Annotated in this window: 11 protein-coding genes; 9 read left to right on the top strand and 2 right to left on the bottom strand. The window is 65.8% G+C overall.

The window, feature by feature from the left end; genetic code table 11:
* Window positions 1-76: 76 nt before the first annotated feature.
* Window positions 77-2461 (bottom strand): fatty acid cis/trans isomerase, encoded by a 2385-nt coding sequence (locus tag OPU71_RS08755; protein ID WP_267727419.1) that lies wholly within the window; start codon window positions 2459-2461, stop codon window positions 77-79.
* Between the two features lie 118 nt (window positions 2462-2579).
* Between OPU71_RS08755 and OPU71_RS08760 the strand changes: the two genes are divergently transcribed.
* From OPU71_RS08760 to OPU71_RS08795, 8 genes are all read left to right on the top strand, one after another.
* Entirely contained in the window at window positions 2580-3008 is a 429-nt protein-coding gene (locus tag OPU71_RS08760) for a DUF971 domain-containing protein (RefSeq protein WP_267727421.1), read from the top strand.
* Window positions 3009-3018: 10 nt separating this feature from the next.
* Window positions 3019-3756 carry a bifunctional demethylmenaquinone methyltransferase/2-methoxy-6-polyprenyl-1,4-benzoquinol methylase UbiE gene (ubiE, locus tag OPU71_RS08765; RefSeq protein WP_267727423.1) on the top strand — a complete coding sequence of 246 codons (738 nt, stop codon included), beginning with the start codon at window positions 3019-3021 and terminating at the stop codon, window positions 3754-3756.
* Between the two features lie 77 nt (window positions 3757-3833).
* Window positions 3834-4751 (top strand): Tim44 domain-containing protein, encoded by a 918-nt coding sequence (locus OPU71_RS08770; RefSeq protein WP_267727426.1) that lies wholly within the window; start codon window positions 3834-3836, stop codon window positions 4749-4751.
* Between the two features lie 5 nt (window positions 4752-4756).
* Window positions 4757-5356, top strand: a complete 600-nt coding sequence (locus OPU71_RS08775; RefSeq protein WP_267727428.1) for a ubiquinone biosynthesis accessory factor UbiJ — start codon at window positions 4757-4759, stop codon at window positions 5354-5356.
* 261 nt (window positions 5357-5617) lie between these two features.
* A complete protein-coding gene (locus tag OPU71_RS08780; protein WP_267727430.1) occupies window positions 5618-6469 on the top strand; it encodes a M23 family metallopeptidase in 852 nt (283 codons plus the stop codon).
* A 15-nt stretch (window positions 6470-6484) separates the two neighbouring features.
* A complete protein-coding gene (locus tag OPU71_RS08785; protein ID WP_267727431.1) occupies window positions 6485-6847 on the top strand; it encodes a hypothetical protein in 363 nt (120 codons plus the stop codon).
* 35 nt (window positions 6848-6882) lie between these two features.
* Window positions 6883-7338, top strand: coding sequence for a bactofilin family protein (locus OPU71_RS08790; protein ID WP_267727433.1), 456 nt, complete (start codon window positions 6883-6885; stop codon window positions 7336-7338).
* A gap of 145 nt (window positions 7339-7483) precedes the next feature.
* A complete protein-coding gene (locus OPU71_RS08795) occupies window positions 7484-9439 on the top strand; it encodes a S9 family peptidase (RefSeq protein ID WP_267727435.1) in 1956 nt (651 codons plus the stop codon).
* 82 nt (window positions 9440-9521) lie between these two features.
* On the opposite strand, the gene OPU71_RS08800 is transcribed toward OPU71_RS08795, so the two are convergent.
* Entirely contained in the window at window positions 9522-10445 is a 924-nt protein-coding gene (locus OPU71_RS08800; protein WP_267727437.1) for a hydrogen peroxide-inducible genes activator, read from the bottom strand.
* A 173-nt stretch (window positions 10446-10618) separates the two neighbouring features.
* Here OPU71_RS08800 and OPU71_RS08805 point away from each other — a divergent pair, with 173 nt between their 5' ends.
* Window positions 10619-12124 (top strand): DegQ family serine endoprotease, encoded by a 1506-nt coding sequence (locus tag OPU71_RS08805; protein ID WP_267727439.1) that lies wholly within the window; start codon window positions 10619-10621, stop codon window positions 12122-12124.
* The last annotated feature ends 12 nt before the right edge of the window (window positions 12125-12136 follow it).

A 12136-nucleotide genomic window follows, 5' to 3' on the forward strand; every position in this document is an offset into this window, starting at 1 on the left:
GGAGGAAAGATGCCGCCAGTGTCGGACTCCAAGCTTAAGCAGGCATTAATCCGGCGGCCCTTCACCTCAAATTGGTTCAGCGATTCTCCAGCCGGTTGTAGTCGAACAGGCCGCCATCGGGGCGCCCGACTTGCCGTGCGGCGGCATGCAGCGCGTCGCTGAAGGCCCAGAAATCCGGGTTCGTGCGACGCAGCGCAAAGCGATCGGCAAGGCGGCGGTAGTCCGCCTCGGATTTGAGTGTGGCGATGGCGGCGCTGAACTCCGGCACTTCGTCGGCCTTGAGCCGGTAGAACGCATTCGGGTAGGCGCCGATGAAGCCGGGGGCTACGGTCAGCGCGTTCTCGTCGGGCGCCAGCTCGTTCTTCTCGCGGAGCATGCGTGTCACGTTCAAGTGCCCGGTATCGCGCAGCAGCGTGAAATATCGCAGCGCACCGGACTTGTCGCGGATCTCGAGGAAGCTCGATTCCGGCAACCACGCGAGGCTTGCGCCCCGCACGCGGGCAAGCTGCGAGAGCGCTTCGCGCAAGGTGGCATCCGCTTCGTTGGCGAGTGCGTAGCGGGTGTCGAGCGCGGGCGAGATGCGGCCGTCCTTGCTCGCCCCGATGCGCTTGGCGAGCATGCTGAACAGTTGGGTCTGCGGGTCGCCGCTGCGGTAGCGGATGCCAGTCTCGACCGGGTTGTCGAGCACCAGGGTCTTCATCTGCGCAATCGAATCGTCACGCGCATCGCGATACCAGTTGGCCACGGTGCCCGGGCGCGCTGCCTTGGGCAGCAAGGCGATGAAGTTCGCCTCGCCTTCCATGCGCAGAAAGTCCATGTAGAGCCGGCTGTGCAACTGGTGGGCGAGGCTGCCGTACACATCGAAGCCGGCTGAGAGCAAATAGAAGACGCGTTCGAACAGGGGGTAGGTCATCACCCACGCGGTCTTGGGCGGCTCGCCGACCAGGCCGGTGACCACGGTTGCGCTGTCGAAGTGGCGGAAGATCGTCAAACTGGCGTTCGGGTTGTTGCCGTCGCCATCCCACACGTATTCGAGCTTGGGCCCGCCGCGCTGTTTGGCCGCCTTGCGCTGGAAATCGGCACGTGCCTTCTGGTGCTGCGCTTCCTGTTTGGCGTAGGCGCGCCAGGGGCCGATGATGCCGGGCTCACTGCCCCAGGCGGCCGGCAAGGGCGCGAGCGCCGCTTCACGCGCGGCAATTTCGACGGCATCGGCGCTGATGCCGGTTTCGGGGTCGGCGAAGAAGACCCAGAAGCGATCCCTGATCACGTTCAGCGCCAGTTGGCCACGGCAAACCGGCCCCTTGATGAAGTTCATGACGAAGAACTGCGCGTCGTCGAGCAGGAAGCGGTAGCGCGAGTCGGTCGGCAGGTCGTGAAAAGTCGCCAGCGCATTCGAAGCGGTGTCAGGCGCGTAAGAGGGCAGCGCTGCGACCTTATAGGCAGGTGCGAGGAAGAGTTCGCGGTAGCGCGCCATGCGTGCCGCATCGAAGCGGTAGGGCATGTGGGTCTTGGCGACGATCGGTTCCAGATCGCGTTGCAGGCGGTAGTACGGCCGCATCACCTGCGGATCGTCGAAGGGCCGGCGTGTTGCGATCAGCTTCAGCGGCTGGCCCGGCGGTGTGCTGCTGCGCACCAGCTTGTAGGCGTTGCCGCGGCCGTCGCTGCTCAGGTAGAGATGGCCGAGGAAAAGGTGTTCGTAGAGGTAGCGGCTCATCAGGCGCGACTTGAGCGAGTCTTCGTTGAGGAAGCGCTCCCAGGCCTCAAGCTGGCTTTGCTCCTGCGCCGGGGCGGGCGCCGGGCCGTCGTCCGGCGCGCCCTGTTCGAGCCACTGCGCAATCAGCGCGAACTCGGCGTCGCTGATGCCGGGAAGGCCGTAAGGCATGCCGGCGAGCGGATTGCGCGCAGCGTACTGGTCGTAGGTTTCGATGCGCGGGCAGCTCTGCTCGCGATCGAGGCCGAAATCGAAGGCCTTGGGCAGTACATCGACCTGTGGCAGCGGATGCTGCTGCTTGAGTTCGAGCGCACGGTACAAGAGGCTGGCCGAACGGTTGTTGGCGGGGCTGTCCGCATATTCGTTGAGCACCGGCGCAAAGCCCTTCTCGCGCCATTCCGACGCCCGCAGCGCATCGGTGAACAAGCGCGTGGTGGGCGCTTCGGTGAGTCGCGTGCCGTCGTACACCAGCGCCGGGCTGGCGCCCCGCGCAATGCCTTCCCAACTGCCCAGCTTGAGCTGGCAGGGCGCGTCGTAGCAGGCATGGCACACGACACAGCGGCTTTCGAAGATCGGCTTGATCTTCTGCTGATAGCTCAACTTGCCCTGCGCAGGCGGCGACTGATCGTAGCGGGTCGGGTCGCTCGTGCCGTACTCGCGCTCGAAGCCCTGCTTCGCCACGACGGCGCAACCCGCCAGCAACATGAGCATCAGCACACATACCAGGTGGCGCAGGGGGGTGATCGGCATCGCTGACTCCGGCGTTGATTTGGAAGAACCGGCCCGATGGTACGCCTGCGGTGCTGCCGATTCACGGGCCTGCGGTAAACTGCCGCGCTGGCCCGAACGATCGGGCGCGGAGACTCCCATGCCTGGCCTCGACCCCGATACCCCGATCCCGACCGATATCCGCCTGCACCAGCGTTCGCGCATGCTCGAAGTCCACTTCGCCGATGGCGAGCGTTTCGAACTGCCCTGCGAATACCTGCGGGTGTATTCGCCCTCGGCCGAAGTACGCGGGCACGGCGAGGGGCAGGAAGTGCTGCAGAGCGGCAAGCGCGAGGTGAACATCAGCGCGATCGAGCCGGTCGGCCACTACGCGGTCAAGCTCGTCTTTACCGACGGGCACGACAGCGGCCTGTACTCATGGGATTACCTTTACCAACTGGGCGTGCGCTACGAGCCGCTGTGGGCCGAGTACCTGCGCCGCCTGGAAGACGCTGGCGCCAGCCGCGACACCGCAAGCCCACCCGTGCCCAAGGGCGGCTGTGGCTCGGGCGCTTGCGGCAGCCACTGAGGATCTGATGATGAACGACAAGACCACCCACTTCGGCTACGAGACGGTTGCCGAGAGCGAGAAGGCCAAGAAGGTTGCCGGCGTGTTCACCTCGGTGGCGCAGAAGTACGACGTGATGAACGACCTCATGTCGATGGGCATGCACCGGCTGTGGAAGAAGTTCACGATCGAGATTGCCAACGTGCGCCCCGGCGAGCGGGTGCTCGATGTCGCGGGCGGCACCGCCGATCTTTCGCTGGCGTTCGCCAAGCGCGTTGGCGACACCGGCCAGGTCTGGCTCACCGACATCAACCACGCGATGCTGGCGGTGGGCCGCGACCGCGTGCTCGACCGCGGCTTCAACCTGCCGACCGCGCAGTGCGACGCCGAAAAGCTGCCCTTCGCATCGGACAGTTTTGACCTGGTCACCGTGGCTTTCGGCCTGCGCAACATGACGCACAAGGATGTCGCGCTGGCCGAAATGCGCCGCGTGCTGCGCCCCGGCGGCCGCCTGCTGGTGCTCGAATTCTCGAAGATCTGGAAGCCGCTCGCGCCGGTGTACGACGCCTACTCCTTCAAGCTGCTGCCGTGGATGGGCAAGAAGGTCGCCAACGACGCCGACAGCTACCGCTACCTCGCCGAATCGATCCGCATGCACCCGGATCAGGATTCACTGGCCGAAATCATGCGCGGCGCCGGGCTCGAACGCGTGCAGTACTTCAACCTCGCGGCCGGCGCGGTGGCGCTGCACCGGGGCTACAAGCTCTGAGCCCGGCGCCCGCTTGAACTTATCCACGACGCACACATCTAAGAGCACGACCTCATTCCGACGAAGGAAAGCAGCAGATGAAACAACTCATGATTGCAGTGTTCGCCGTGTTCATTGGCAGCGCCGGCATGGTGACTGACGCGGAAGCGAAGCGCCTGGGCGGCAGCAAGTCGATCGGCATGCAGCGCACGCCTGCGACCACCCCTGCGAAACCCGCAACACCGCCGCAGAATGCCGCAGCCCAACCGACTTCGCCGGCCGCAGCCGCCAAGCCGGGCGCCACGCCGCCGGCCGCGCAGCCTTCGGGCTGGCGCAAGTGGGCGGCCCCGCTCGCTGGCCTTGCCGCAGGTCTTGGCATTGCCGCGCTGCTCTCGCACCTGGGTGTCGGTGCCGAGTTCGCCGGCATCCTGCTGGCCGTGCTCGCGGCTGGTGTGGCCTTCATGCTGATCCGCCGCTTCATGGGCAACAAGAGCGCGCCGCAGGCTGCGCCGATGCAGTACGCCGGTGCGGGCGCGCCCTTCAAGCCGGAGCAGGGTGGCGACAACCGCCCGCTGGTGAGCACGATCGGCGGCGGTGCCGCGCCGCTCTCCGCCGTGCCTGCGAACGAACCGGCCAACACCTTGCCGGCCGGCTTTGATGCGGTGGGTTTCGCGCGCAACGCCAAGGTTCAGTTCGTTCGCCTGCAGGCCGCGAACGACGCCGGCAACCTGGACGACATCCGCGAGTTCACCACGCCGGAAATGTTCGCCGAGTTCAAGCTCGATATCGACGAGCGCCGCGGCGCTGCAAACCAGACCGACGTGGTGCAGCTCGACGCCGATGTGCTTGAAGTGGCCGAGGAGTCCGGCCGCTACATCGCGAGCGTGCGTTTCCACGGCTTGATCAGTGAGGCCAAGGATGAGTCGCCGGTGGCTTTCAATGAAGTGTGGCACCTGACCAAGCCGGTCAGCGGCAACGGTGGCTGGGTGCTGGCGGGCATCCAGCAGATCTCCTGAACGCGATGAGCGACGCCGCACGCCCGGCATTGCCCAGCAGCGCCCTGGCGCGCGTGCTGGGCCATTTGCTGGCCCGCAATGACTGGGCGCGCGAGAAGCTGGCGCCCTTTGCCGGGCGTCGGGCGCATCTTGCGCTCGGCTCGCTGGCCGCTGACTTCGTGGTGGGCGACGACGGCCAGATTGCCGCCTGCGTGGCGGCGGACGACGCGGATGTGCGCCTGGTGCTTCCCGCCGATGCCTTGACCCAACTGCCACAGGGACCGGACGCCTTGTTCCGCCAGGCGCGCATCTCTGGTGACGCGCACTTCGCCGAAACGCTTGGTTTCGTGCTGCGGAATCTGGAATGGGATGCCGAGGAAGACCTGGCGCGGGTGGTCGGCGATCCGCTGGCGCACCGCTTGCACCAGGGCGCCGTGCAGCTGGGCAACTGGGGCAGGCAGGCGGCGCAGAACCTGGTCGAGAACCTGCGCGAGTACGCCATCGAAGAAGCGCGGATCACGCCCCCCAAGCCCGAGCTCGAAGCCTTCGGGCGCGACGTCGCCGCGCTGCGGGACGATCTGGCGCGGCTCGGAAAGCGGCTTGAGCGGCTTGAGCGCAGCGCCTGATCCGACCTGCCGGGCAGACTGAACGCCTCCTGAAAACGGAGGCGTTTTTACAACGAGAAGACGCAATCGTTTGATCGTGCTCGAAAAAGCACTTGACGTCGGCATTGCGCGTCGGTGGGTTTTACACTTAAAGTCCGGTTTTTCCACCCGCTCGCCCAATTTGGTGCGTACCCACGCCAGGTCGTACCAGGCCGCGAGCCGCAACCGCGCACACCCGGTTGCGAGACATCAAAAGTAGATCCACGGGACGGAGACTGAACCATGGCGTTTGTCATGCTATCGACGGGTGGGCTGAGTTCATCGGGGGTTCGCACGCTGTCGGTCCGCACCGTGCTGCTGGCCGGTGCCGGCCTCGCCATGCTCTTGCTGGTGCTGGGCGCCCTGCTCGGTTACCTGCTCGCTGGCGGCTCGCCGGCGGCGCTGCCCAAGATCCCGATGTTGCGGCAGAACCCTTACACCGTCGAACAGCTCGGCGCCATCTCGGGTCGGGTCTTCAAGCTTGAGAACGAAGCCGCACACCTGGGCCGCAAGATCGGTGTGATGGACGAATACGAATCCAAGGCGGTCAACAAGGCCGGCAAGGGTGGCCCGATGCTGCCGCCGCGCGTGCTCGACAGCCATGACCCGCTGGCCGAGCTGGATGCGGCGCTGGCGCGTGTCGAAGGGCGCCTGAACGAAATCGGCGAAGCCACCGCGCAACGCAATCTCGCGCACATGATGTTCCCCAGCCGTCTGCCGGTCGAAGGTGCTGAGATCGGTTCGGCCTTCGGTAACCGGATGGATCCATTCAATCGCCGTCTGGCATTTCACGCCGGTCTTGATTTCACCGTGGATCCCGGCACGCCGATTCGCGCGTCCGCAGGTGGCATCGTGGCCTTTGCGGGCTGGAATCACGATTTCGGCTGGGTGGTCGAGCTCGATCACGGCAACGGCCTGATGACCCGCTATGCCCACGCCTCGAAGCTGCTGGTCAAAACCGGCAACGTGGTCGCGCCGGGGCAGGAAATCGCGCGGGTCGGTTCATCGGGCCGCTCGACGGGCGCACACCTGCACTTCGAAGTGATGCGCGACGGTCAGTACGTCGATCCGGCCGACTACTTGGCCGGGCTTTGAGCCCCCGCGCAGCGCATGGCGATCCCTTTCCGCGTGACCCGCACCCGCCAGCTGACCCACGCTGGCCTCGTCCTGTCGCGCCGCAAGCGGCATAGCCCCTTTTTGTGGGCCCTTGCCGGCGGCCTTGCCGCCGCTGCCCTGGCGACTACCGGCTTCATGGCTTTTGCGCGCGAAGGTGAAAGCGTGCGCGAACTGGCCCATGCGCGCAGCGAACTGCACACGCTGAACAAGGCGCTCAACGAAAGTCAGTTGCAGGCGCGCATGACCGAAGCACGCGCAAAAGAACTGGAACGCCAGGTCGACGGCCTGAACCAGCGACTGCGCGAGATGGAAGACGAGCTGGCCTTTTTCCGCAAGGCCCAGGACAGCAAGCGCTGACACGCAAGCCGCGTGCAGCCGGATGGAGACCCCCGATGTTCGGAAAACACAAGAAGACCCACCTGATCGAAGAGAGCAAGCTCTCAAGCCTGATTGCCGAAGACGTCGAAATTTCGGGCGATGTGGTGTTCAGCGCCGGCCTGCGGATCGACGGCACGCTCAAGGGCAGCGCCATCGGCAAGAATGGCGAAGGCAAGAAGGAGAAAAGCCTGCTGGTGCTGTCTGACAAAGGCCGCATTGAGGGCAGCGTGCGCTGCTACGACGCGGTGATCAACGGCACGGTAGTGGGTGATCTGGAAGTCGAGCACTTCCTGGAGCTGCAATCGAAGGCGCTGGTGTCCGGCACGATCCGCTATCACAAGCTGCAGATGGAAGTGGGTGCCGGCGTGCAGGGCACGATCGAGCAGGTCGGCGGCGAACGGCAGGCGGACAACGTGGTTGAACTGGCGGCCGAGAAAGCCGAAAAAGCCGACAAGACCCGCAGCGCCTGAACCATTTGCTGCAGTCGCAATCAGACACGACGGGGCACGGGTGTGCCCCGTTTGCTTTATGGCAGCTGCAATCGCCGTACAATTCCTGCGCGCAAACCCGCGCAGCACGCCACTCCCCGGCACAACCGCTCGGAGCCCTAACCTGATGTCAGCTTGCAATCCGTTTGCGCGCGCGCTCGGCGCCGCACTTATTCTTGTCAGCAGTGCCGCAATCGCGCAGACCGACTATGCCGGACACGGCGCCGAATCGGTCAGTGCGGCCACGCTGGAGAAGTTCCGTCCCAAGCCCCTGCCGGCGGATGTTTCGCGCCGCATCCAGTCGATGCTCGACCTGCGCGCGCCGGGCAGCGGCATGCTCTCGCCCGATGGCAAGCGCCTCTACTTCGGCTGGCGGGTCAGCGGCAGCGACCAGATCTGGCGCCTCGACGGGCCGGACCGATTCCCGCAGCAGATGACGGGCGGTGAGGATCGCACCACGCTTGCCGCGATCACGCCTGACGGTAAATGGCTGGTGGTGTCGCGCGATCGCAAGGGCGAAGAGAACCCCGGCCTGTATCTGCAGCCGGCCAGCGGCGGCGCCCTCAAGCTGGTGCAGCACCTGCCCAAGGTGCAAACCCGCTTCGGCTTCGTTTCGCGCGACAGCCGCTTCATCTACTTCACCTCCAACGACCAGAAGCCCGACAGCTACGCGATCTACCGTTATGAGATCGCCAGCGGCGAGAAAACCCTTGTCTACAGCGAGCCGGGCTTGTGGGGCATTGCCGACCATCACGCCGACGGCAGCCTGCTGCTGGTGAAGTACACCGGCTCCCAGTCGCGCGAGTACGGCATCCTGAGTCCCGATCGCGTCTTCAAGCCACTTTTCGGCCAGGGCGAAACGCAGAACTACGAGGCCCAGTTCGGCCGCAGCACGAGCGAGTTGCTGGTCTCCACCAACAAGTTCGGCAACTTCCAGCGACTGTATCGCTGGAAGGCAGGCCAGTTCACGCCGATCACCGCTGAGGCGAAGTGGGATATCGAGTTCTTCGGTACCGACGAAGCGCGTCAGCGCCTGTACTACACGATCAACGAGGCCGGCTATAGCCGCAGCCACGCGATCGACCTTGCCAGTGGCAAGCCGCTGCCCCTGCCCTGGCCGGCCGGAGCCGACCACCAGCTGGTGGGTAACAGCACGCCCGACGGCCGCTTTGTCACGCTTTCGGTTGCCACGCCGAAGGCGCCGCGGCAAAGCTATGTGTGGGACTGGAAGACGCGCAAGCTGACGCGCTGGGTGGTGCCCTCGACGCCCGAGGAAGACAGCTCGCGCTTTGTCGCCGCCAAGCTGGAGAGCTACCCGGCGCGTGATGGCACGCCGATCCCGATGTTCGTGCGCCGCCCGCCGCAGTGCGAGGGTGCCAAGGCGCCGGTGTGCCCGGTGCTGGTGCACTTCCATGGCGGGCCAGAAGCGCAGTCGCGCCCCGGCTTCTCGCCCTTGTGGCAGATGTTCGTTGACGCCGGCTTCATCGTCGTCGACCCGAATGTGCGCGGCTCGGACGGTTACGGCCGCACCTGGCTGGATGCCGACAACGGCGCCAAGCGTCTCGAAGTGGTCACCGATATCGAAGACGCCGCCCTGTACCTGCGCAAGGCCTGGGCGAAGAACGGCGTGGCGCCGAAGATCGGGGTCTTCGGTGGCAGCTATGGCGGCTACGCCACGCTGACCGCGATGACCATGTTCGCCGGCGCCTACGACGCTGGCGCTTCGGCGGTGGGCATCGCCAACCTGCTCACCTTCCTGCAGAACACTGCGCCTTACCGCCGCACGCTGCGCATCTCTGAGTACGGTGATCCGGAGAAGGATCGCGAGGTGCTGATCAAGCTCTCGCCCACCACCTACATCGACCGCCTCAAGGCGCCGCTGCTGATCAGCCAGGGCGCCTCGGACCCGCGCGTGCCGGTGGGCGAGGCGGTGCTGATGTATGAAGCGGCCAAGGCCAAGGGCGCGGAAGTCGAACTGATGATCTTCGCCGACGAGGGCCATGGTGCCGCCAAGCGCGAAAACCAGGCGCTCGAATGGGGTCACATCCTGCGCTTCTTCCAGCAGCACCTCTTGCCACGCTGAACCAGCCGCGCAAGCGCAACGGCCCCCACAGCATTGGCTGGCGGGGGCCGTTTTCTTTGGTGGGTTGGACGTGCTTCTGGCTTCAGCGGATCGGGCGCGTGCCCGGCAAAGCGGTGTCGAGCATCGCGCGGCGCAGCACGTCGATGACGCCATTGCGCGGGTAGGTCACACGCCAGGCTAGCGCCACGGTGCGTGAGGGTTGCGGTGCGGCGAAGGGGCGCACCTCAACCTGCCCCTGTGCCGGGCTCAGCCCATCGGCCGCCGCACTGGGCAGCACGGTGACGCCGACCCCGGTGGCGACCATGTGGCGGATGGTTTCGAGCGAACTGCCTTCGAGCGTCTTCTGCAGGCTGCTGCCGCCGGCCGGGTTGGCGCAGCGCGGGCAGGCCTCCAGCACCTGATCGCGGAAGCAGTTTCCGGCGCCCAGCAGCAGCAGCGGTTCTTCCATCAATTTGGCGGCGGGTAGCTCGGGCAAGGCGGCCCAGGGGTGCTCGGGCGGCATCACGACGCGGAAGGGCTCTTCGTACACCGCCTGCGCAACGATGCCTGTTTCGACAAAGGGCAGCGCAATCACGATCACATCGAGCTCGCCGCGCTTGAGCGCATCGGCCAGTTTGGCGGTGTAGTTCTCCTGGATCAGCAGCGGCACCTTCGGCGCCCGCTCACGCAGCAGCGGGATCAGGCGTGGCAGCAGGTAGGGCGCAATCGTGTAGATCACCCCCAGACGCAGCGGGCCGGCAAGCGGATCCTTGCCCGATTCGGCAATCTCCCGCACCTGCTGCGCTTCGAGCAGCACCCGCTCGGCCTGCGCAACGATCTTGGCGCCGATCTCGGTGAGCTTGACGTCGGCAGCGCTGCGCTCGAACAGGATCACGCCCAGCTGGTCTTCGAGCTTCTTGACGGCCACCGACAGCGTCGGCTGGCTGACATGGCACTTCTCTGCCGCACGCCCGAAGTGGCGCTCGCGCGCCAGCGAGACGATGTAGCGCAAATCGGTTAGCGTCACGGGTAGCAGCTCCGAAGCCTGTGAACGGGGGCTGCAATTGTAGCGCCGACGCTTGCGCCGCTTGAAAATTGAAACAGAGATCCCCAGTTTGTAATTCCATGTAAGGCGCATGGACTCAGCGCTTTCATGCCCGTCGATAATCGCCACTTCCAATCGAATATGGAGATTTCCAGATGAAAATGACGCTACCCCGTTCGCTCGCGCTTGCCAGTGTGGCTGCGGTGGCGTTTGCCGGCTGCCTGCAGGAAGGGAGTGGGCTGTCTGCTTCGCAAGCCAACGCCGCCCCGGCTGCCGCTGCGCCGCTTGCTTCGGCCGCGGCGACTGCTACCGCCGCTACGCCCACCATGCGCGCCGGGCTGCCCGACTTCTCGACCCTGGTTGAACAGGTCGGGCCGGCGGTCGTGAATATTTCGGTGTCCAGCGTGCGCGGCAGTGGCGGCGAAACCGCCGGTGAGAATCCGTTCGCCGACGACCCCTTCTACGACTTCCTGCGCCGCTTCGGCATCCCCGGCCCGGGGCTCCCCGGTGGCCAGGGCGGCCAGCCGCGCGTTCAGCAGGGCGTGGGCTCCGGCTTCATCGTCAGCGCCGAAGGCCATGTCCTCACCAACGCGCATGTGGTCGATGGCGCCACCGAAGTGACGGTGCGCCTGACCGACAAACGCGAGTTCAAGGCCAAGGTGATCGGCTCGGACAAGCGCACCGACGTGGCGCTGCTGAAGATCGACGCCAAGGGCCTGCCGACGGTGAAGATCGGCGACGCCGAGCGCGCTAAGGTGGGCGAGTGGGTGGTGGCGGTGGGTTCGCCCTTCGGCTTCGATAACACCGTGACGGCCGGCATCATCTCGGCCAAGGCGCGCCGCCTGCCGGACGAAACCTTCGTGCCCTTCATCCAGACCGATGTGGCGATCAACCCGGGCAATTCAGGCGGCCCGCTGTTCAACCTGAACGGCGAAGTGATCGGCATCAACTCGCAGATCTACTCACGCTCGGGCGGCTTCATGGGCATCTCGTTCGCGATCCCGATCGATACCGCGATGAAGGTGCGCGATCAGTTGCAGAAGTACGGCAAGGTGCAGCGTGGCCGCCTCGGCGTGGTGATCCAGGGCATGGACGACGATCTCGCGCAGACCTTCGGGCTGGACAAGGCCAAGGGCGCGCTGGTCTCCCAGGTCGAGAACGATGGCCCGGCCGCCAAGGCCGGTGTTGAGCCGGGTGACGTGATCCTTGCGGTCAACGGCAAGGAAGTGAAGGAATCGGGTGATCTGCCGCGCCTGATCGGCGACGAGAAGCCGGGCGACAAGGTCAGGCTGCAGCTGTGGCGCAACAAGGCTTCACGCGAAGTCACCGCAACCCTGGCCGAAATGCCGGGCGAGGGCGCCAAGCCGGTGGCCGGCAAGGGGGGTGACAAGCCCAGCGGCAAGGTGGGCCTGGCGCTGCGCCAGCTCGACGCCCGCGAAGCCAGCCGTGCCGGCGTGCCGGGCGGCCTGCTGGTTGAGGATGTCACCGGCCCGGCCGCCAAGGCAGGCGTGCGTCAGGGCGACGTGATCATCGCGGTCAACAACCGCCGCGTCACGACGATGGCCGAGATGACCGCCTTGCTTGACGCCTCGGGCGACCGCTTCGCGCTGCTGGTACTGCGCGGCAACCAGCGCCTGTTCATCCCGGTGCGTTTGAAGTAAGCCGCCGGATTG

The organism is Niveibacterium sp. 24ML (genome assembly GCF_026586805.1).
Taxonomy (GTDB): domain Bacteria; phylum Pseudomonadota; class Gammaproteobacteria; order Burkholderiales; family Rhodocyclaceae; genus Niveibacterium.